Origin of the sequence: Arthrobacter koreensis, assembly GCF_035792275.1 — a bacterium.
GTDB classification, from domain to species: domain Bacteria; phylum Actinomycetota; class Actinomycetes; order Actinomycetales; family Micrococcaceae; genus Arthrobacter_B; species Arthrobacter_B koreensis_A.
The window spans coordinates 155,759-177,926 of record NZ_JAMWKK010000003.1; the positions used below are offsets into that span (position 1 = coordinate 155,759).

Here is a 22,168-nt window from a genome sequence, read left to right on the forward strand (position 1 = left end):
TTTGATGAAATTGCCTTGTGCCGCGGTTCCCGCAGGTCCCGCTCAGTCTGGCCGTGCGGCCCGTCCGTCCGGGTTCCCCCTGGGACGGGCCGCACACGGCCGGCGTTCCGGATTTCCCCGGAACGCCGGCGGGGTCTTACTCGCCGCGCGTCTTCTGGATGATCTCGTCGGCTACTGCCTTCGGGACCTCTGCGTAGCTGTTGAACTGCATCGAGTAAACGGCGCGGCCCTGGGTCTTGGACCGCAGGTCGCCGATGTACCCGAACATGCCGGACAGCGGAACGAGGGCGCGAACGACCTTCACGCCGCTGGCGTCTTCCATCGACTGCATCTGCCCGCGGCGCGAGTTGATGTCACCGATGACTTCACCCATGTATTCCTCAGGGGTGCGGACTTCGACATCCATGACCGGTTCGAGCAGAACCGGGCTGGCCATCCGTGCAGCTTCCTTGAAAGCCTGGCGGCCGGCGATCTTGAACGCCATTTCCGAGGAGTCGACGTCGTGGTAAGCGCCGTCGAGCAGCGTGGCCTTGATGCCGACTACCGGGTAGCCGGCAAGAATGCCGTCGTTGAGTGCACTCTGGATGCCCTGGTCAACGCTGGGGATGTACTCGCGCGGAACACGGCCACCGGTGACCTTGTTGTCGAACTCGTACAGAGCGCCTTCCGAGGTGTCCAGCGGCTCGATCGCGATCTGGACCTTTGCGAACTGGCCCGAACCACCGGTCTGCTTCTTGTGCGTGTAGTCGTACTTCTCGACTGCGCGGCGGATGGTTTCGCGGTAAGCAACCTGGGGCTTGCCCACGTTGGCTTCGACCTTGAATTCGCGGCGCATGCGGTCCACCAGGATGTCCAGGTGGAGCTCGCCCATGCCGGCGATGATGGTCTGGCCGGTGTCTTCGTCGAGGGAGACCTGGAAGGTCGGGTCCTCTTCGGAGAGCTTCTGGATAGCCGTGGAGAGCTTCTCCTGGTCACCCTTGGTCTTCGGTTCGATTGCCACGGAGATGACGGGCTCCGGGAAGCTCATCGATTCCAGCACGATCGGGTTCTGGATGTCGCACAGGGTATCGCCCGTGGTCGTATCCTTCAGGCCGATGGCAGCGTAGATGTGACCCGTGGTGATCTCTTCGACCGGGTTTTCCTTGTTGGCGTGCATCTGGAAGAGCTTTCCGATGCGCTCCTTCTTCTGCTTGGTCGAGTTCATGACCTGAGCACCGGAAGCAGCCTTGCCGGAGTAAACGCGGATGTAGGTCAGACGGCCGAAGAACGGGTGCGTCACAACCTTGAAGGCCAGGGCCGAGAACGGTGCGTCTGCGTCTGCAGCGCGCTCCAGCTCAACCTCTTCGTCGCGGATGTCGTGGCCCTTGATGTTCGGAACATCGAGCGGGCTCGGCAGGTAGGCAACGACGGCGTCGAGCATCGGCTGAACGCCGCGGTTCTTGAACGCGGAGCCGCACAGCACCGGGTAGACCTCGGAGTTGACGGTCATCTTGCGGATGCCGGCCTTCAGTTCCTCAAGGGTGAGTTCTTCACCTTCGAGGTACTTCTCCATGAGCTCTTCGCTGGCTTCGGCAACGGTTTCCACGAGCTTGGCGCGGTACTCTTCGGCCTTTTCCTGCAGGTCTGCGGGGATCGGCTCAACTTCGTACTTGGCGCCCATGGTCACGTCACCCTTGGCGTCGCCGCGCCAGGTGAGTGCACGCATTTCGAGGAGGTCGACGACGCCCTCGAATTCGCTCTCGGAACCGATCGGCAGCTGGAGAACCAGCGGCTTGGCGCCCAGGCGGTTGATGATGGTGTCGACGGTGAAGTAGAAGTCGGCGCCCAGCTTGTCCATCTTGTTGACGAAGCAGATACGCGGAACGTTGTACTTGTCAGCCTGGCGCCAGACAGTCTCGGACTGCGGCTCCACGCCTTCCTTGCCGTCGAAAACGGCTACGGCGCCGTCAAGCACGCGCAGGGACCGCTCAACCTCGACAGTGAAGTCAACGTGACCCGGCGTGTCGATGATGTTGATCTGGTTGTTGTCCCAGTAGCACGTGGTAGCTGCGGAGGTAATGGTGATACCCCGCTCCTGCTCCTGTGCCATCCAGTCCATGGTCGAAGCGCCGTCGTGCGTTTCGCCAATCTTGTGGTTGACACCGGTGTAGAACAGGATGCGCTCGGTGGTGGTGGTCTTGCCGGCATCAATGTGCGCCATGATGCCGATATTGCGGACCTTGTTGAGGTCGGTAAGCACGTCCAGTGCCACGGTTACTCCCTAGTTTTGGTTCTGGCCCCGCCGGTCATCAATTCGGCCTGCGGCCCTGAGGCCCGCCGAAGCGGGCCGCAGGGCCTGGGCTGAAAAGACGTACGTGGTGCTTATTACCAGCGGTAGTGGGCGAAGGCCTTGTTGGACTCGGCCATCTTGTGGGTGTCTTCGCGACGCTTCACAGCAGCACCAAGACCGTTTGAGGCGTCCAGGATCTCGTTGCGCAGACGCTCGGTCATCGTCTTCTCGCGGCGGGCCTTGGAGTAGCCAACCAGCCAGCGGAGGGCCAGGGCGGTTGCGCGGCCCGGCTTAACCTCAACCGGAACCTGGTAGGTGGCGCCGCCGACGCGGCGGGACTTAACCTCAAGGCTCGGCTTGATGTTGTCCATGGCCTTCTTCAGGGCTGCAACCGGATCCTGGCCGGTCTTCTCCTGAGCACCGGCAAGTGCGCCGTAAACGATGCGCTCTGCGGTGGACTTCTTGCCGTCAATGAGGACCTTGTTGATCAGCTGCGTGACCAGCGGGGAGCCGTAGACGGGATCGACTGCGAGCGGCCGCTTGGGGGCCGGACCCTTGCGGGGCATATTACTTCTTCTCCATCTTCGCGCCGTAGCGGCTGCGAGCCTGCTTGCGGTTCTTGACACCCTGGGTGTCCAGTGCGCCGCGAACGATCTTGTAACGGACACCGGGCAGGTCCTTCACACGGCCACCGCGCACCAGCACGATGGAGTGTTCCTGCAGGTTGTGACCCACACCGGGGATGTAGGCAGTAACTTCCACGCCGCCGTTGAGGCGGACACGGGCTACCTTACGCAGAGCCGAGTTCGGCTTCTTCGGGGTGGTGGTGTAAACACGGGTGCACACACCACGGCGCATCGGGCTGCCCTTAAGGGCGGGAGCCTTGGTCTTGGAGACCTTGGGTGAGCGGCCCTTGCGGACCAGCTGCTGAATCGTAGGCACTTATCAGTTCTCCGTTTTATCTCGAGAAAAATTCTCTGGTTGCGCTTGCTCCGGTCCGCTTCCTGCAGGCCCTGAGCGAGGCTTTTCAAAGTTGTTGCCGCAGTACCCCCGAGACGTTCCGTGATTCCGAAGCGACCGTAGGCGTGCAAAAGTGTGGCATTCGTTGCACAAGAACCCTGCAACCCGGAAACAGGCCCCCACCCGCGCCTCGGAGACGGAATCCGAGAGAACATGCGAGCGGCCTTCATCCACTGCCACACAAACAATTATTGACAGTCTAGCAGACATCCCGGCAGGCTTAAGCCGGGGCTGCGTTCAGCCCGGAATCAGCTCCGGGCTGCCAGCGCCTGGGTGATCTTCCGGGACGCTTCCTGCAGATGCGGCAGCACCTGCGCCGCCGCTTCCTCCAGTGTAGGCCCGTCCAGGCCCAGGGTGGCCTGCATGGAGGTATTCAAGGCGGCGATCACTTCCCCGGCGGGGCTGAAGATGGGCACGGCCACCGAGCGCAGTCCGCGCTCGAGTTCCTGGTCCACCACGGCCCACCCCTGCTCGCGCACCTGCTCAACTTCCCGGCGCAGGGCGGCTTCGTCGGTTATGGTCCGTTCGGTCAGGGGAACGAGTTCGACTTCCGACAGGTAGGCGTCCAGAGCCGCCTCGCCGAGTCCGGCGAGCAGCACCCGTCCCATGGAGGTCGCGTACGCGGGGAACCGGGTTCCAACGGTAATGCCAACCGTCATCAGCCGCCGGGTGTGGATCCGGGCAACGTAGACAATCTCGTTGCCGTCCAGGATCGAGGCCGACGTCGACTCGTGGATTTCGCGCGACAGGTCCTCAAGGAGCGGCTGTGCCAGCTGCGGCAGGGACTGCCCGGCCAGGTAGGAGTAGCCAAGCTGCAGGACCAGTGCGGTCAGCTCGAAGCTCCTGCCGTCGGTCCGTACGTAGCCCAGTTCCACCAGGGTCAGCAGGAACCTGCGGGCCGTGGCCCGGGTGAGGCCCGTCCGGCGGGAGACATCGCTGAGGGTCATCTGCACGTGTTCGGCGTCGAACGCCCGGATCACGGACAGGCCGCGGGCCAGTGACTGGACAAACTGGTCACTCGCCGCGATGGTTTCGCTCATGTCTCCCCCGCTGTTGGTCTTAGTCGGTGCCGGCTGACGGGCCGATCAGCGGCACGTCCACCTTCGCGGCAAGCTCCTCGAAGCTGATCCCGTAGGTCTCGCGAACGTGGACGCCGTCCTCCTTGAGGAGAAAGACCGCCTCATTAGTGTAAACGCGCGTGACGCAGCCAACGCCCGTGAGCGGGTAGGAGCATTCCTTCACCAGCTTGCTCACCCCTTCACGGGTGAACAGGGACATCATCACGTAGACATCCTTGGCACCGGTGGCCAGGTCCATGGCGCCGCCGACGGCGGGAATCGCGTCGGGCGCGCCGGTGTGCCAGTTGGCCAGGTCGCCGGCTGCAGAAACCTGGAAGGCGCCCAGCACGCAGACATCCAGGTGTCCGCCGCGCATGATCGCGAAGGAGTCTGCGTGGTGGAAGTACGACGCGCCGGGCAGTTCAGTGACGGGGATCTTGCCTGCGTTTATCAGGTCGCCGTCAATCTCCTCGCCCTGCGCCTCGGGTCCCATGCCCAGCATGCCGTTTTCAGTATGCAGGGTGACGTGCTGCTCCGGCTTGAGGTAATTCGACACCAGGGTCGGCTGGCCGATTCCCAGGTTGACGAACGAACCGGGCGCAATGTCCCGTGCCACGAGTTCGGCCAGTGAGTTGCGGTCCAGTTTTTCGCTCACGGTAGTGATCTCTGCCTTCTCGCTCATGCTGCTGCCGGTTCCTTCTCGCGGGAGACCTGTACCAGGGTGTTGACGTAGATGCCGGGAGTCACAACCACTTCCGGGTCGATCTGGCCGACGTCGACGATTTCCCGTACCTGGACGATCGCGTTCCTGGCGGCTGCAGCCATGATCGGGCCGAAGTTCCGGGCGGTCTTTCGGTAGACAAGGTTCCCGGCGCGGTCTGCCCGGAGCGCTTTCACCAGGGCGAAGTCCGCGTGCAGCGGAGTTTCGAAGACGTAGCCGCGGCCGTCAATCATCCGGGTTTCCTTGCCTTCGGCCAGCGGGGTTCCGTAGGCGGTGGGGGTGAAGAACCCACCGATCCCGGCACCGGCAGCGCGGATGCGCTCGGCGAGGTTCCCCTGCGGAACCAGTTCAAGTTCGATTTCGCCGGCGCGGAACTTCGCGTCAAAGATCTGCGAATCGGACTGCCGTGGGAAGGAGCAGACGATCTTCTTGACCCGGCCGGCACCAATCAGGGCGGCCAGGCCTTCCTCGCCGTTGCCGGCGTTGTTATTGACGACAGTGAGGTCCTTGGCGCCCTGGCGGAGCAGCGCCTCGATCAGCTCGACCGGCTGCCCGGCCTTGCCGAAGCCGCCGATCATCACGGTGGCCCCGTCATGGATCGGTGCGACGGCTTCGTCGACGTCCTGCAGAATGTTCAGCACGGTTCTCCTCAGGAGCTAGGCTTTGGTGTTTTCGAGTACGACGGCGAGGCCCTGCCCGACGCCGATGCAGATGGCGGCCACGCCCCACCGTTCGCCGGTGGCTTCGAGCCGGCGAGCGAGGGTGCCGAGGATCCGGGTGCCCGAGGCGCCCAGCGGGTGCCCAATGGATACGGCGCCGCCCCAGGCGTTGACGATTGCGGGATCAATATCCCAGGCATCCAGGCAGGCAAGGGACTGCGCAGCGAAGGCTTCGTTGAGTTCCACTGCTCCCACATCGCCCCAGGAAATGCCGGCGCGCTTGAGTGCGGTATTGGCAGCTTCCACCGGCGCGTAGCCGAAGAACTGGGGTTCGTTGGCGGCTGCACCGCGGCCGGCGATGCGGGCCAGCGGTTCAAGGCCCAGCAGGCCGGCGGCAGCTTCACTGCCCAGCCATGCTGCGGAGGCGCCGTCGTTCAGCGGGGAGGCGTTGCCAGCGGTGACGGTTCCGCCGGAAGGGGAATCGGAAGCCGGACGGAAGACCGTCTTCAGCGTGGCGAGTTTCTCCACAGTCGATCCGGCACGGATGCTTTCGTCCCGCTGCAGGTCAACACCGTCGACGGCGACGGTGAGGTTGGCGTACCGTCCCTCATCCCAGGCGCGGGCTGCCTGCTCGTGGGACTTCGCGGCAAATTCGTCCTGGCGTTCACGGCTGATGCCGTGCTTCTCCCGCAGCTGTTCGGTTGCCTCACCAAGGGAGACCGTCCATTCCCGGGGCATGTCCGGGTTCACCAGGCGCCAGCCGAGCGTGGTGGAGGCCAGGGTCTGGTCTCCGGCAGGGAAAGGCTTCTCGTTCTTGGGCAGCACCCAGGGCGCACGGCTCATGGATTCGACGCCGCCGACCAGCATCAGGTCTGCCTCGCCGGTGTTGATCTGCCGGGAGGCGATCATGGCTGCGTCGAGGGAAGAACCACAGAGCCGGTTCACCGTGGTGCCCGGCACGGAGACCGGAAGGGAAGCGAGGAGCGTTGCCATCCGGGCTACGTTGCGGTTTTCCTCGCCGGCACCGTTGGCGTTGCCGAAGATGACTTCGTCGACCCGTGCCGGGTCAAGTCCGGGGGCGCGGGCCACGGAGGCCCGGATCACCTGTGCTGCGAGGTCGTCGGGGCGGACGCCCGCGAGGGCTCCGCCGAAGCGTCCGAACGGGGTCCGGACGGCGTCGTAAATGTAGGCCTGGTTCACCGTGGCTCCTTTGGCTGGTTGCTGCACCCGTGTCCGCAGACAGGCACCGCTAACAGGCGGCACCCTATGTGTTCAATCAGCGAACACGCGTACAAGATGCGAATTTATCCGAGTTTGGCTTTTTGTGCCAGCCCTAGTTTTCGGATGCGTCCAGCTCGGCGAAGACATTCTGGGCAACTTTGAAGGCCGAGTTCGCGGAGGGGACGCTGCAGTAGATCGCGGACTGCAGCAGGATTTCCTTGATTTCATCCCGGGTGAGGCCGTTCCGAAGGGCAGCCCGGACGTGCATGGCCAGTTCTTCCAGGTGCCCATGGGCAATCAGCGCGGTCAGGGTAACCGCGCTGCGCATCTTCCGGTCCAGTCCGGGGCGGGTCCAGATGGTCCCCCAGGCGTAGCGCGTAATCATGTCCTGGAAGTCAGTGGTGAAGCTGTCCTTGGCTGCGTTGGCGCGGTCCACGTGGGCATCGCCCAGGACCTCGCGGCGCACCGCCATTCCCTCGTCGTAGATTTCCTGCTGCGTCTTGGCGCCGGACTGTTCGTTCACTGTGTTGCCTGTTCTCTGGACTTCAGGGGGTAGTGGGGTGCGTTGTTTACTGTGCCGTGCGGAAGAAGCTGCCCAGCAGTTCGGCGGTCACGGCCGGCTGCTCGGCCGGCACCAGGTGGGCGGCATCGGGCACGACGACGGATCGTCCGTCCGGCACGCCGCCGGCAATCAGCTCGGCGAAGGACGCCGGAGTCACGACGTCTTCGGCTCCGGCCACGGCAAGGACCGGGACATGGATCTCTGCCAGCCGGTTTCGGACGTCGAATCCGGCCAGCGCCTGGCAGCAGAAAGCGTAGGAGAACCGGTCGGCATCCTGCAGCGAGTGCAGCAGCGCTGCAGAAGCACCCTTCTCACGTTCGATGAACCCTTCGGCAAACCAGCGCTGGGCCGAGCCGATGAGGACGGCGGGGGTTCCCTGGTTCCGGACAGTCTCCGCCCGTGCTTCCCAGCCTTCGGCATCCCCGATTTTCGCACCGGAACAGAGGATGGCCAGGGAGGTGAACGCCTTGGGGAAGTCCAGCCCGAGCTGCAGCCCCACTGCTCCGCCCAGGGAGACGCCGGCGTAGTGGACCTGCTGCTGGGGGGAAATGTCCCCGGCAGCGGCCGCGCTCTCCAGCAGCCCATGGACGGCGGAGGCCAGGTCCGCAATGGAGAATGCTTCGGTGGCAGCAGGGCTGTTGCCATGGCCCGGCAGGTCCCAGGCGATGACGGTAAAGCCCTCCAGCAGGGCCGCCGTGCTGGCCCACAGCGCGGTGCCGGAAGTGCCCAGGGAGGGACCGGCAATCAGCACGGGTGCCGAAGGGCCGGCGTTGGAGAGCTGGGTTGCCTTAATCTGCGGGACGCTCACGCGTTTTTCCTTCCGGGGTAGGCCGAGATGATTCGTTCGATCAGTTCACCGGACTGGCCGATGTAGTTTGCGGGGTCCAGCAGGCCAGTAATTTCTGCCTCGCTGAGGGCAGGTACTTCTGCACGCAGCAGCGTGGCAAAGTCCTCCCCTGCCAGCGAGCGGGAGACCAGTGCCTGGACCTTCTTCTTGCCCGATCCGGGGCTGCCGTTATCCAGCAGCGGGGCCACGCGCGCCATGACCTTCTCGCTGACCACCAGCGGTCCGGCGAGGGCGAGGTTCCGGGCGACCGCATCGGTATGGATCTGCAGCCCGCTTGCCAGTTCCGCGAGTTTGGCGGCCGCTCCCCCGGCCAGCCGCAGCAGCTGGCGCAGGGCCTGCCACTCGACGTGCCAGGACCCGCCGGGCCGTTCGTCGTCTGCTGCGCCCGCAGCGGCCTGCAGCATGGCCGTGTATCCGGGGGCCGCCAGGGCGGCGCTGCGGATGAGTACGGAGAGAACGGGATTCTGCTTCTGCGGCATGGCGGAGGAACCACCGCGGCCTTCTTCACGGGGTTCGCTGACTTCTCCGATTTCCGGCCGGCTGAGCAGCAGGACGTCGTTGGAGATTTTGCCGGCTGCGGCGAGCAGGTCGGCCAGCGCACTGCCGAGGGCGGTGACCGGCAGCCGGTTCGTCTGCCATGGCGCCACCGGATCGGCCAGCCCGAGCCGGGCCGCAAGGTCCGCGGAGAGTTCCAGGGGCGAGGCGGGGGTACTTTCAGCTGCCGCGGTGAGGGCTGCCATGGTGCCGGAGGCTCCGCCCCACTGCAGCGGAAGGGCAGCTGCAGCAGCTTCGAGGGCTGCCGTTGCCTGCCCAACACCGTGCAGCCACTGGGCTGCTTTGAGCCCGAAGGTTGAAGGCAGGGAATGCTGGGTGAGGGTGCGGGCCACGCTCAGGGTATCCGCATGCTCCCGCGCGAGACCCGCAAGGGCGGCCTGTGCACGGTAGGCATCAGCCAGGATGGTTTCAAGGGCCCGCGCGGACATCAGCATCAGTGCTGAGTCCAGGATGTCCTGGCTGGTGGCGGCCTTGTGGATCGGTCCAACCGCAGACGGTGCCTCTTCGCGGACTTTTCCCCGGAGGTCGGCCAGCAGCGGAATAACTGGATTCCCTCCGCCCTGCGCCCGGGCTGCCAGGTCCGCAATGTCATAGCGGTTCGCCTGGCAGGCCGGGGCAACGGCGTCGGGAATCTCCGGTTTGACCAGGCCCGCGGAAGCGAGCACACGCAGCCACTCGAGTTCGACGTCGAGCATGGCCTGCAGCAGCGCCTCATCAGAGGTCAGCGCAGCCGCGCGGGTGCCGGCCCATGCCGGCGACAGTAGTCCGTAGTCGGCAGTTTCCGCGTAGGCCAAGGGATTACGCTCCCGGGTAGGCCAGGAAGACGGTCTCGTCTTCGCCCTGCAGCTTGATGTCCCAGCGCAGGCCGCCGTCGGCCTCGCGGGTGGCAATCAGGGTGCGGCGGCGCTCTTCCGGCAGCGAGGAAAGCAGCGGATCCTTGCCCAGTGCTTCCTCGTCGTCCGGCAGGTACATCCGGGTGTGGAGCTTGTTCAGCAGGCCGCGGGCGAAGACCACCACGGAGATGAACGGCGCTGAGCCTTCCTCCGTAGGACCGGGGTTGACCGTGGTGAACGTGTAGTTGCCGGTGTTGTCCACGGCAGCGCGGCCCCATCCGGTGAAGGTGTAGCCGTCCCGGACCAGCGAGCCGGTCTTCTGCGGGATGTTGCCCTGTTCATCGGCCTGCCAGATTTCCAGCAGGGCGTCGGGGATGACGTCCCCGGCACCGTCGCGGACGGTGCCCTGGATGCGGATCGCACCCTTGGCGCCGGGGTAGACCAGCTCGTTGCCCTTTTCGAAGGGAAGCGCGTAGCCGTAGAAGGGGCCGACGGTCTGGCCCGGGGTGGCGGTGAGTTTCTGCTCGCTCATTACTCTGCGTCCTCGTCTTCCATCCAGGTGCGGTTGCTGCCGGTGAGCACAATGTCCCAGTTGTAGCCCGTGGACCATTCGTGCTGGGTGAGGTTGTGGTCGTAGGTAGCTACGAGACGGTCACGCGCCTTCTGGTCGGTAATCGACTGGTAGATCGGGTCCAGGGCGAACAGCGGGTCACCGGGGAAGTACATCTGGGTGATCATGCGCTGGGTGAAGTCAGTGCCGAACAGGGAGAAGTGGATGTGCGCCGGACGCCAGGCGTTGAAATGGTTCTTCCAGGGGTAGGGCCCGGGCTTGATGGTGGTGAACCGGTAGTTGCCGTTTTCGTCCGTGATGCAGCGGCCCACGCCGGTGAAGTTCGGGTCGATCGGAGCCGGGTGCTGGTCGCGCTTGTGGATGTAGCGGCCGGCCGAGTTTGCCTGCCAGATTTCAACCAGCTGGTTGCGCACCGGACGGCCGTCGCCGTCGAGAATGCGTCCGGCAACCACGATCCGCTCGCCGAGCGGTTCGCCGTTGTGCTGGATGGTCAGGTCCGATTCCAGGGCATGGACATCCTGGTGGCCGAAGGCCGGGGACCACAGCTCGATGGTCTCCGGGTCCGTGTGGTGCGGATCCTTGGTGGGGTGGCGCAGGATCGAGCTGCGGTACGGGCGGAAGTCCAGCCGCGGCTGGGTCTCTTCTGCTTCGCCGTTCTCCACACCCTTGCGGTACGCACTGTGCAGATCCTGGATTTCGGCAGTGATCTCATCCTGCGAGCTCTGGGCCGAGTCCGGACCCTCCACTGTCTGGCCTTCGGGGAGCAGACCGTTTTCCGTCTCCATGTTTATTCCTTTCGGGAAGGATGCGTTCGCGGCGCTTCCTCGTCGTCGTCCAAGCATCCCAGTGGTGTCAACCACGTTACACGCTTGTTCACTTGGTGTACATGCGTTCACATTACGAACGCGGAGGTGGATGACTAGTGTTCGGGCCATCCGGTGTACGCCTCAGCCAGGTACGCCTGACCGTGGCGGGAAGATACGACGCCGTTCAGCTCACCCAGCGCACGCTTGCGTTCGAAGTCGGTTGCGTCGGGGCGGGTGTGCAGCATCGAGGTCATCCAGTAGGAGAAGTTCTGTGCCCGCCATACCCGCTTCAGCGCCTTCTCGCTGTACCCGTCAAGCAGGTCGGCGGACTTCGTCGCGTAGAAGGAGTCGATTGCCTCGAACAGCACCTTCACGTCTGCCAGGGCAAGGTTCAGGCCCTTGGCTCCGGTCGGCGGGACCGTGTGCCCGGCGTCGCCGGCCAGGAACATGTTTCCGTAGCGCAGCGGTTCGCAGACATAGGAACGGAACTTCAGCACGGTCTTTTCGAAGATGGGGCCGCGCTTGAGCTGGAAGCCGTCCGGGCCGTCGACGCGGCGCTGCAGCTCGTTCCAGATCTGCTCATCGCTCCAGGCATCGGCGTCCTCGTTGGGGTCGGACTGGAAGTACATGCGCTGCACGTTGTCGTTGCGCTGGCTGATCAGGGCGAAGCCGTGCTCAGAGTTGGCGTAGATCAGTTCAGGGGCGCTCGGCGGTGCCTCAGTGAGGATGCCGAACCAGGCAAACGGATACTCGATGAAGTTGTCGGTGCGAAGTTCCTTGGGGATTGAACGCCTGCAGATGCCCTGGGAGCCGTCAGCGCCCACCAGGATGTCGCAGTGGATTTCGAAGTCGTTGCCTTCGGCGTCGGTGAAGCGGATCTTCGGAACCGAGGTGGTCTGGTCGAGGACTTCGGTGTTGCTGACGGCGTAGCGCACGTCGCCGTTGTCCCGTTCGCGGGCGGCGGCGAGGTCAACGAAGACCTCGTTCTGCGGGTAGAGCCAGACGGACTCCCCCACCAGTTCTTCGAAGTCGATCCGGTGGCTTTCCCCGCCGAAGCGCAGGTCGATTCCGTCATGCTTGTAGCCGTCCGTCAGCACGCGGTCGCTGACGCCGCCCTCGGTGAGCATCCGGACGCTGCCGTGCTCCAGGATGCCGGCACGGTGGGTGGTGCGGATCGTTTCGTGATCCCGCTTTTCCACGACAATGCTCTCGATGCCGGACTTTCCCAGCATGTGGGAGAGCATCAATCCAGCGGGACCACCTCCGACAATGCCGACTTTGGTCTTGAGGACGGTGCGGGCTGCAGCCAATGCAGGACTCCTTTTTGGACAGGCGGGAAGAACGGGGCGGAAAGGCCTTCCTCTCAGTGTGAGGACCAGCACATGTCCGGCGCGACCCGGTTCCCATTCAATGAGAACAATCCATCGAGATGCCAGTTACGGCCCGTTTGAGCGCTCAAAAGAGCCGTTTCTGCCATCTCAATGGAAGCGGGGGGCGGGCGGGGACGGGGCTAGGCCGGCGGCGTTCCTGCCGGACCGCTGCGCGGACCGGCTTCGGCGGAGTCCGTTCCGAGGCCGCGGGAGATTCCGCGCGCGGCTGTCATCAGCGCCGGTACGGTGGCGGCGGTATTCTCCCGGCCGCGCGGCACCACTACTCCCAGCGCAGCGACGGCAGAACCCTGCGGACCGAAGACCGGAACGGCAATTCCGGTGGTGCCGGGGTCGACGACGCCGGGCAGGGTGGCGCAGCCTTCCCGCCGGATCTCCGCCCACTGGGTGCGCAGGGTTTTGGCATCGGGAAAGGGTGAAGGGTCGCTGCGGTGCCGGTCCAGGAATGCTTCCTGCACATGCCGGGGCGAATGGGCCATCAGCACCATCCCGGAGGAAGAGATGTGCAGCGGCAGCCGGCCGGCAACCTTGGCGAAGTTGGAGACGGATCCGCGGCTGGACAGCCGCTCGATAAACAGCACCTCGTCCTCCTGCAGGACGGAAAGCTGCGTGTGCTGGCGGATGACTGCCTGAATGTCTTCCATAAACGGCATGGCGACCTGGCGCAGGTCCAGTGCGGCGGAACTTCGGCTCGCCAGTTCCCAGAGCCGCAGGCCCAGGCGCAGCTCACCGGTGTCCGAGCGCTGCAGCAGCCCCAGCGAGACCAGTTCCCCTGCCAGCCGGTGCGCGGTGGACAGCGGAAGGGCCGCCCGGCGGGCCAGGGTCGCCACAGGCATGGCCGGATGTTCGGCGTCGAACGCTGAAATCATGCGAACGATCCGCTCCGCCATTGAGTCGCCTGAGGGGGAATTGGCCATACCAGTACTTTGGCACAGGCCCGGACCGCCGAAGGACGCAGCGAGGGATGCCTAAAGCGTCTCCGGAATGCTGCGTCCGGGGAAAAGCGCCGAATACTGCCGCCGGTACAGCCGGCGTCCCACGACCAGGTAGGCGAGACGGACCGGCAACGGTATCTCCCTGAACAGGGCCTTCCGGTCCTCCAGCGGATTCGTGGCCAGCACCATCCCGAGATAGCCCACGAGGAATCTCTTGTCGAACTGCGCGATCCCGTGCTGACCGACCGCGTTCATTTCCTTTTCGCTGAGCACCCTGTCGGCAACAGGCATCATCTCGGTGACCTCGCGCCGGAGGTGGACCTTGAGCAGGGCGGACAGGTCCTCGTAGCGTTCAGCGGCTTCCTGGCCGGCGGCCGTGTCTGCCGTCTGCATCCAGCGCCGCCGGACCGGTTCAATTTGTTCAACGCGCTGTGCCACCTGGCGGTGGTGCTCCTGCATCTGGGCGATATGCAGTGCACACCCCGGTGCCCGGCTCTCCAGCCGGGGATACATCAGCAGGTCTTCGCCTTCATGGTGGATGTGGAGCGCCCGGTCAAAGTTGCCCAGCACGTCGCCAACATAGGCCGCGCGGACCGTATCCCCGGCATCGGCGGAGCGCACCAGGCCGGGTGCCTCGTCGTAGGCCCAGAGAAAGAAGCGGTGGATGCGCCGCATACCAGCGGTTCCCGTGCAGAGGACCGGCCCCGGCGGGAGCGGGGCCGGTGTCTCACCGGGTTCGGCCGTAAAGAAGTCAGCCATGTGGATTGCCCCTTACAGAAACTTCTGCGGGAGACGGGCCACTCCCCCGCCAAAAACTCTAGGCTCGTTGCCTCAGCCGGACAATGGCCCCTGCAAAATGGCCCCTGCAAGCGAATTTCGCCGGATCCCGGACTTAAACGGGGAAGGACCCCGCCTTTCGGCAGGGTCCTTCCTTCGCGGTGTGCGGTTCCGTTTAGCCTTTCAGCTCTTTAGCGGAACTCGCTGCCCATGTCGTAGTCATCCAGCGGGATGGCATGGAACTCAGGGCTCAGGCCACCGTCAACTCCGGCGTAGTCGAAGTCGCTGAAGGCGCTCGGGCCGGTGAAGAGATTGGCCTTTGCTTCCTCAGTCGGCTCAACCGTGACCTCGGTGTAACGGGGCAGGCCCGTTCCGGCCGGGATCAGCTTACCGATGATGACGTTCTCCTTCAGGCCGAGCAGCGGATCGCTCTTGCCTTCCATGGCCGCCTGCGTCAGGACGCGGGTGGTTTCCTGGAAGGAAGCAGCGGAGAGCCAGGACTCGGTCGCCAGGGATGCCTTGGTGATACCCATCAGTTCCGGACGGCCAGCGGCCGGACGGCGTCCTTCGGAAACCACGCGGCGGTTCTCGCTCTCGAACCGGCGGCGCTCGGCCAGCTCACCCGGGAGCAGGTCGGAATCGCCGGATTCGATCACGGTCACGCGGCGCAGCATCTGCCGGACGATGACTTCCACGTGCTTGTCGTGGATGCCTACACCCTGGCTGCGGTACACGCGCTGGACTTCGTCCACCAGGAACTCCTGAGCCTTGCGCGGGCCGAGGATGCGGAGGATCTGCTTGGGATCCACTGCACCTGCGACCAGCTGCTGGCCAACCTCAACGTGGTCGCCGTCGGCAACCAGCAGGCGGGCACGGCGCAGAACCGGGTAGGCGATTTCCTCGGAGCCGTCATCGGGAGTGACAACCAGACGCATCTGGCGGTCGGTCTCTTCGATGGTGACCCGGCCGGCCGTCTCGGAGATCGGAGCAACGCCCTTGGGGGTACGTGCTTCGAAGAGCTCCTGGATACGGGGCAGACCCTGGGTGATATCTTCCGCCGATGCAACACCACCGGTGTGGAAGGTACGCATGGTCAGCTGGGTACCGGGCTCGCCGATGGACTGTGCGGCGATGATGCCTACGGCTTCGCCAATGTCCACGGTCTTGCCGGTGGCCAGCGAACGGCCGTAGCAGAGGGCACAGGTTCCGACAGCCGACTCACAGGTCAGCACGGAGCGGACCTTGATGTCGGTGACGCCGGCCTTGAACAGCTTCTCGATCAGCACATCGCCGACGTCGTCGCCGCCCTTGGCCAGGACGTTGCCTTCAGCGTCGGAGACGTCGGTAGCCAGCGTACGGGCGTACGCCGAGTTCTCGACCTCTTCGTGCAGGACCAGTTCACCGTTGTGATCCGGAACAGCGATCGTGACGTTCAGGCCGCGCTCGGTACCGCAGTCCTCTTCGCGGACAATGACGTCCTGCGAAACGTCCACCAGACGACGGGTCAGGTAACCCGAGTTGGCGGTACGCAGTGCGGTATCGGCCAGACCCTTACGGGCACCGTGCGTGGCGATGAAGTATTCCAGAACCGACAGGCCTTCACGGTAGGAAGACTTGATCGGACGCGGGATGATCTCGCCCTTCGGGTTGGCCACCAGGCCACGGATACCGGCGATCTGCCGGACCTGCAGCCAGTTGCCTCGCGCACCGGAGGAAACCATGCGGTTGATGTTGTTCTGGATCGGCATGTTGTCGCGCATAGCCTTGGCAACCTCGTTCGTTGCCTGGTTCCAGATGTCGATCAGTTCCTGGCGGCGCTCGTCTTCAGCGATCAGGCCCTTGCCGTACTGGCTTTCAACCTTTGCGGCACGTGCTTCGTAAACCTCCATGATGGCAGGCTTGTCGATCGGAGCAGCGATGTCGGAGATGGCGACGGTGACGCCCGAGCGGGTGGCCCAGTAGAAACCGGCATCCTTCAGGTTATCCAGCGTTGCAGCGGTGACGACCTTCGGGTAGCGCTCGGCAAGATCGTTGACGATCTTGGAGAGCTGGCCCTTGTCCGCGACAGCCTCAACCCACGGGTAATCCACGGGCAGGGTCTGGTTGAACAGCACCTGGCCGAGGGTGGTCGGGATGAGGGCAGGAGTGCCTTCTTCCCAGCCTTCCGGAGCCGGCTGCTCATCGCTGGGCACGAAGCCTTCGACGCGGATCTTGACCGGAGCGTTCAGGTGCAGCTCGCCGAGGTCGTTCGCCATGATGGCTTCCGCCATCGAGGAGAACACACGGCCTTCGCCGGCTGCGCCCTCGCGCTTGGTGGTCAGGTGGTGCAGGCCGATGATCATATCCTGCGAAGGCAGGGTCACCGGACGGCCGTCCGACGGCTTCAGGATGTTGTTCGAGGACAGCATCAGGATGCGTGCTTCAGCCTGGGCCTCGGGGCTCAGCGGCAGGTGCACTGCCATCTGGTCACCGTCGAAGTCAGCGTTGAAGGCGCCGCAGACCAGCGGGTGCAGCTGAAGGGCCTTGCCCTCAACCAACTGCGGCTCGAAGGCCTGGATGCCGAGGCGGTGCAGGGTGGGTGCACGGTTGAGCAGCACCGGGTGTTCGGTGATGATCTCTTCCAGCACGTCCCAGACCTGCGGGCGGAAACGCTCGACCATGCGCTTGGCGCTCTTGATGTTCTGAGCGTGGTTGAGGTCAACCAGGCGCTTCATCACGAACGGCTTGAAGAGCTCCAGCGCCATCTGCTTCGGCAGGCCGCACTGGTGCAGCTTCAGCTGCGGGCCGACGACGATCACGGAACGGCCGGAGTAGTCAACGCGCTTGCCGAGCAGGTTCTGGCGGAACCGGCCCTGCTTGCCCTTGAGCATGTCCGAGAGCGACTTCAGCGGACGGTTGCCCGGTCCGGTGACCGGACGGCCGCGGCGGCCGTTGTCGAACAGGGAGTCAACGGCTTCCTGCAGCATGCGCTTTTCGTTGTTCACGATGATCTCGGGGGCACCGAGATCCAGCAGGCGCTTCAGGCGGTTGTTGCGGTTGATGACGCGGCGGTACAGGTCGTTCAGGTCGGAGGTCGCGAAACGGCCGCCGTCGAGCTGGACCATCGGGCGCAGTTCCGGCGGGATCACCGGGACGGCGTCGAGGACCATGCCCATGGGGCTGTTGGACGTCGTGAGGAACGCGTTGACAACCTTCAGGCGCTTCAGGGCACGCGTCTTGCGCTGGCCCTTGCCGTTCTGGATGATTTCGCGCAGGTTCTCGGACTCCTGCTGCATGTCGAAGTCTTCAAGACGCTTCTTGATGGCTTCGGCACCCATGGAGCCTTCGAAGTACAGGCCGTAGCGGTCGCGCAGTTCGCGGTACAGGCCTTCGTCACCTTCGAGGTCGCCGACCTTGAGGTTCTTGAAGCGTTCCCAGACCTGCTCGAGGCGCTCGATGTTGTTGTCGGCGTCGCGGCGGACCTTGGCCATCTGGCGGTCGGCGGAGTCGCGGGCCTTCTTCTTGTCCGCAGCCTTGGCGCCTTCGCCCTCGAGGCGAGCCAGCTCGTCTTCGAGGTCCTTGGCGATCGCGGCGATGTCGGAGTCGCGCTGGTCAACGAGGTGCTTGCGCTCCAGGTCGTGCTCGGCCTGCAGGTTCGGCAGCTCGGCGTGGCGGTTCTCCTCGTCGACCGAGGTGATCATGTAGGCAGCGAAGTAGATGACCTTTTCGAGGTCCTTCGGAGCCAGGTCAAGGAGGTAGCCCAGGCGGGAGGGAACACCCTTGAAGTACCAGATGTGGGTTACCGGAGCGGCGAGCTCAATGTGGCCCATCCGTTCGCGGCGAACCTTGGCGCGGGTAACTTCGACGCCGCAGCGCTCACAGATGATGCCCTTGAAGCGTACGCGCTTGTACTTGCCGCAGTAGCACTCCCAGTCACGGGAAGGACCGAAGATCTTTTCGCAGAAAAGACCGTCCTTCTCCGGCTTCAGGGTTCGGTAGTTGATGGTTTCCGGCTTTTTGACCTCGCCGTAAGACCAGTTGCGGATTTCGTCCGCAGTGGCAAGGCCGATTCGCATGAGGCCGAACGTGGAATCGTTGGACATGGGTCCCTGTTCTCTCTTGTTCTCTAAATCTGAATGTCTCGGGTACGGGAAGAAGCGAAAGGAAAGATCCAGCCCCAGCCCCGCGCCGGTGTCCGGAGGAAGGCGGCTTTAATATTCCTTGCGAGCTCTGCGAGCTAGGAATTTCGTTGCCGCCGTTCCGGTCACCGGTGCGGAGCCAGGACGGATGAAACCTAAACCTCTTCTACTGAGCTCGGCTCTGCGCGGGACAGATCAATACCCAGCTCTTCCGCGGCCCGGAAGACTTCTTCATCCGAGTCACGCATTTCAATCGTGTTGCCTTCGGTGGAAAGGACTTCCACGTTCAGGCAGAGCGACTGCATTTCCTTGATGAGCACCTTGAACGATTCCGGAACGCCGGGCTCCGGGATGTTCTCACCCTTGACGATGGCTTCGTAGACCTTGACGCGGCCGTGGATGTCATCGGACTTGATGGTGAGCAGTTCCTGCAGGGTGTAAGCGGCACCGTAGGCTTCCAGGGCCCAGACTTCCATTTCACCGAAGCGCTGGCCGCCGAACTGTGCCTTACCACCCAGCGGCTGCTGCGTGATCATGGAGTACGGACCCGTGGAGCGTGCGTGGATCTTGTCATCGACAAGGTGGTGCAGCTTCAGGATGTACATGTAGCCAACGGAGATCGGATCCGGGAACGGCTGGCCGGAGCGGCCGTCGAACAGGCGTGCCTTTCCGGAAGCACCGATCAGGCGGTCGCCGTCGCGGGTCACGTTCGTGGAGTCCAGGAGGTTGGTGATCTCATCCTCGCTGGCGCCGTCGAACACGGGGGTGGCAACGGTGGTGGGACCGGTTTCACGCGGCAGTGCGGGCAGGTCCTTGACCCAGTCCGGCTCGCCTTCGATCTTCCAGCCCTGCTTGGCAGCCCAGCCCAGGTGGATTTCCAGGACCTGTCCGACGTTCATTCGGCCCGGAACACCCAGCGGGTTCAGGACGATGTCGACGGGGGTGCCGTCTTCCAGGAACGGCATGTCTTCGATCGGGAGGATCTTGGAGATGACGCCCTTGTTGCCGTGGCGGCCGGCCAGCTTGTCGCCGTCCGTGATCTTGCGCTTGTGTGCCACGTAGACGCGGACCAGCTGGTTCACGCCCGGGGGCAGCTCGTCGTCGTTGTCGCGGTCGAAGATGCGCACGCCGATGACGGTTCCGGACTCGCCGTGGGGAACCTTCAGGGAGGTGTCGCGGACTTCGCGGCTCTTCTCACCGAAGATGGCGCGCAGCAGGCGCTCTTCGGGGGTCAGTTCCGTTTCGCCCTTCGGGGTCACGCGGCCAACCAGGATGTCTCCTGCTTCAACCTCGGCACCGATGTGGATGATGCCGCGCTCGTCGAGCTGGGAGAGGACTTCCTCGGACACGTTCGGGATGTCGCGGGTGATTTCCTCGGCACCAAGCTTGGTGTCGCGGGCGTCAACCTCGTGCTCCTCAATGTGGATCGAGGTCAGGACATCGTCGGAGACCATGCGCTGCGAGAGGATGATGGCATCTTCGTAGTTGTGGCCTTCCCAGGACATGAACGCAACGAGCAGGTTCTTGCCCAGTGCCAGTTCGCCCTGGTCCGTGGAGGGGCCGTCGGCGATGACGTCGTTGACCTCAACGCGGGTGCCTTCGGAGACGATCACGCGCTGGTTGTAGGCGTTGCCCTGGTTCGAGCGTGCGAACTTCATGATCGGGTAGCTGGTCTCGGTGCCGTCGTCGTTCATGACGGTAACCAGGTCAGCCGAAACCTCGGTGACGACGCCGGCCTTGGCGGCGGTGACGGAGTCACCGGCGTCGATGGCTGCGTACTTCTCCATGCCGGTGCCCACGACGGGACGCTCGGAACGGAGCAGCGGCACTGCCTGGCGCTGCATGTTCGCACCCATGAGGGCGCGGTTGGCATCGTCATGCTCGAGGAACGGAATCAGGGCCGTTGCGACCGACACCATCTGGCGCGGGGAAACGTCCATGTACTCCACGCCTTCGGGCTCGACGAGCACGGGCTCGCCGGATCCGCCGCGGGCACGGACGAGGACGAGGTCCTCTTCGAAGTGCATGTCTTCGCGCAGCGGGGCGTTTGCCTGTGCGATCGTGCGTTCGACTTCGTCATCTGCGGTCAGGTAATCGACCTGGTCGGTGACGACGCCGTCGACTACCTTGCGGTACGGCGTCTCGATGAAGCCGAAGGCGTTGATCCGGGCGTAGGACGCCAGCGAACCGATCAGGCCGATGTTCGGGCCTTCAGGGGTTTCGATGGGGCACATACGTCCGTAGTGCGAGGGGTGGACGTCTCGGACTTCCATGCCTGCACGGTCACGGGACAGACCGCCCGGGCCCAGGGCGGAGAGGCGGCGCTTGTGCGTCAGGCCTGCCAGCGGGTTGTTCTGGTCCATGAACTGCGAGAGCTGGGAGGTTCCGAAGAACTCCTTGATCGCAGCAACGACCGGACGGATGTTAATCAGGGTCTGCGGCGTGATTGCCTCGACGTCCTGGGTGGTCATCCGTTCGCGGACAACGCGCTCCATGCGGGAAAGGCCGGTGCGGATCTGGTTCTCGATCAGTTCGCCGACGGCGCGGATGCGGCGGTTGCCGAAGTGGTCGATGTCGTCGACCTCAACGCGGATGTCCACGTCCTGGCCGTCGCGCTTGCCCGGGATGGTCTTCTCGCCGGCGTGCAGTGCCACGAGGAACTTGATCATCGCGACGATGTCGTCGATGTTCAGGACCGAAGCGTCAGCATCGCCAATCGGCTTCTCGACGCCGAGCTTGCGGTTGATCTTGTAACGGCCAACCTTCGCCAGGTCGTAGCGCTTCGGGTTGAAGTACAGGTTCTCCAGCAGGGTCTTGGCTGCTTCGACCGTGGGCGGCTCTCCCGGACGGAGCTTGCGGTAGATGTCCAGCAGGGCATCTTCCTGGGTCTCCGTGGGGTCCTTCTCCAGGGTGGCGCGGATCGAGTCGTACTCGCCGAACGTTTCCAGGATCTGGCCTTCGGTCCAGCCAAGGGCCTTGAGCAGGATGGTGACGGACTGCTTGCGCTTGCGGTCGAGGCGGACGCCGACCTGGTCGCGCTTGTCGATTTCCAGCTCGAACCAGGCACCGCGGGAAGGAATGATCTTCGCGGTGTAGATGTCCTTGTCACTGGTCTTGTCGGCGGCACGCTCGAAGTAGGCGCCCGGGGAACGGACCAGCTGCGAGACGACGACGCGCTCGGTGCCGTTGATGACGAAGGTGCCCTTGTCGGTCATCAGCGGGAAATCGCCCATGAACACGGTCTGCTGCTTGATTTCGCCCGTGTTGTTGTTCATGAACTCGGCCTTGACGTACAGCGGCGCCGAGTACGTTGCGTCCCGGTCCTTGCACTCGGCCATGGTGTACTTCGGGTCAGCGAATTCCGGCTCCGAGAAGCTCAGGGACATGGTGCCCTGGAAGTCCTCGATCGGAGAGATTTCTTCGAAGATGTCCGCGAGGCCGGAGGTGGTGGCGAAACCTGCGTCGCCCTCTTCCTGGGCCTTCCGCAGGCGTTCCTTCCAGCGCTCGTTGCCTACGAGCCAGTCAAAGCTGTCCGTCTGCAGGGCAAGAAGATTGGGAACATCCAGCGGTTCGTGAATCTTTGCGAATGAAATCCGGGAAGCTGCGTTCTCCGGAGTGGTAGCGGTTGCATTATTAGAGGTGCTCGAGGCGACCAAGAGGGATCCTTCCACAGACCTTCAGGCGTGTTTCGCGCTCCCACTCTGCACTGACGGACCTGGTCCGCGTGCGTCCTGGCGGTCCCGGGCGCCGTAACTGTCCAGCGCGTGTGCGTGAAACGCCTGCGTGAACACTCCGGACGCCGCCTGGCCCGTGACACAGCCCACCGCT

17 protein-coding genes are annotated in these 22,168 nt (G+C 64.2%); all 17 read right to left on the reverse strand.

From position 1 onward, the window contains the following. Positions 1-136: 136 nt before the first annotated feature. Complete coding sequence (gene fusA / locus NGB94_RS04250; RefSeq protein ID WP_325789286.1) at positions 137-2,251, reverse strand: elongation factor G; 2,115 nt, start codon at positions 2,249-2,251, stop codon at positions 137-139. A gap of 113 nt (positions 2,252-2,364) precedes the next feature. Next, on the reverse strand, positions 2,365-2,835 hold the full coding sequence (gene rpsG, locus NGB94_RS04255) for a 30S ribosomal protein S7 (RefSeq protein WP_091602646.1): 471 nt from the start codon (positions 2,833-2,835) through the stop codon (positions 2,365-2,367). 1 nt (position 2,836) lies between these two features. After that, a complete protein-coding gene (rpsL, locus tag NGB94_RS04260) occupies positions 2,837-3,211 on the reverse strand; it encodes a 30S ribosomal protein S12 (RefSeq protein ID WP_055239341.1) in 375 nt (124 codons plus the stop codon). A 326-nt stretch (positions 3,212-3,537) separates the two neighbouring features. Beyond that, a complete protein-coding gene (locus tag NGB94_RS04265) occupies positions 3,538-4,329 on the reverse strand; it encodes an IclR family transcriptional regulator domain-containing protein (protein ID WP_325789288.1) in 792 nt (263 codons plus the stop codon). Between the two features lie 19 nt (positions 4,330-4,348). Then, positions 4,349-5,029: a 3-oxoacid CoA-transferase subunit B gene (locus NGB94_RS04270; protein ID WP_325789289.1), complete on the reverse strand. Its 681-nt coding sequence runs from the start codon at positions 5,027-5,029 to the stop codon at positions 4,349-4,351. Continuing rightward, entirely contained in the window at positions 5,026-5,709 is a 684-nt protein-coding gene (locus NGB94_RS04275) for a 3-oxoacid CoA-transferase subunit A (RefSeq protein WP_325789290.1), read from the reverse strand. The genes NGB94_RS04270 and NGB94_RS04275 overlap by 4 nt, the downstream gene beginning before the upstream one ends. A gap of 15 nt (positions 5,710-5,724) precedes the next feature. Then, positions 5,725-6,927 (reverse strand): thiolase family protein, encoded by a 1,203-nt coding sequence (locus NGB94_RS04280; protein ID WP_325789291.1) that lies wholly within the window; start codon positions 6,925-6,927, stop codon positions 5,725-5,727. Positions 6,928-7,060: 133 nt separating this feature from the next. After that, a complete protein-coding gene (gene pcaC, locus NGB94_RS04285) occupies positions 7,061-7,471 on the reverse strand; it encodes a 4-carboxymuconolactone decarboxylase (protein ID WP_325789292.1) in 411 nt (136 codons plus the stop codon). Positions 7,472-7,517: 46 nt separating this feature from the next. Continuing rightward, positions 7,518-8,318, reverse strand: coding sequence for an alpha/beta fold hydrolase (locus NGB94_RS04290; protein WP_325789294.1), 801 nt, complete (start codon positions 8,316-8,318; stop codon positions 7,518-7,520). Continuing rightward, positions 8,315-9,706: a lyase family protein gene (locus NGB94_RS04295; protein ID WP_325789296.1), complete on the reverse strand. Its 1,392-nt coding sequence runs from the start codon at positions 9,704-9,706 to the stop codon at positions 8,315-8,317. Before NGB94_RS04295 ends, NGB94_RS04290 begins: the two co-directional genes overlap by 4 nt. Before the next feature lie 4 nt (positions 9,707-9,710). Then, on the reverse strand, positions 9,711-10,277 hold the full coding sequence (gene pcaG / locus NGB94_RS04300) for a protocatechuate 3,4-dioxygenase subunit alpha (RefSeq protein WP_325789298.1): 567 nt from the start codon (positions 10,275-10,277) through the stop codon (positions 9,711-9,713). Further along, positions 10,277-11,101, reverse strand: coding sequence for a protocatechuate 3,4-dioxygenase subunit beta (gene pcaH, locus NGB94_RS04305; RefSeq protein WP_325789300.1), 825 nt, complete (start codon positions 11,099-11,101; stop codon positions 10,277-10,279). Before pcaH ends, pcaG begins: the two co-directional genes overlap by 1 nt. Positions 11,102-11,235: 134 nt before the next feature. Beyond that, on the reverse strand, positions 11,236-12,432 hold the full coding sequence (locus NGB94_RS04310) for a 4-hydroxybenzoate 3-monooxygenase (RefSeq protein ID WP_325789301.1): 1,197 nt from the start codon (positions 12,430-12,432) through the stop codon (positions 11,236-11,238). Between the two features lie 200 nt (positions 12,433-12,632). Continuing rightward, a complete protein-coding gene (locus tag NGB94_RS04315; protein ID WP_325789303.1) occupies positions 12,633-13,427 on the reverse strand; it encodes an IclR family transcriptional regulator in 795 nt (264 codons plus the stop codon). 51 nt (positions 13,428-13,478) lie between these two features. Beyond that, entirely contained in the window at positions 13,479-14,204 is a 726-nt protein-coding gene (locus tag NGB94_RS04320; RefSeq protein ID WP_325789305.1) for a hemerythrin domain-containing protein, read from the reverse strand. Between the two features lie 209 nt (positions 14,205-14,413). Next, on the reverse strand, positions 14,414-18,304 hold the full coding sequence (locus NGB94_RS04325) for a DNA-directed RNA polymerase subunit beta' (protein ID WP_325789307.1): 3,891 nt from the start codon (positions 18,302-18,304) through the stop codon (positions 14,414-14,416). A gap of 191 nt (positions 18,305-18,495) precedes the next feature. Next, positions 18,496-21,996 (reverse strand): DNA-directed RNA polymerase subunit beta, encoded by a 3,501-nt coding sequence (rpoB, locus tag NGB94_RS04330; protein ID WP_325789309.1) that lies wholly within the window; start codon positions 21,994-21,996, stop codon positions 18,496-18,498. Positions 21,997-22,168 lie beyond the last annotated feature (172 nt).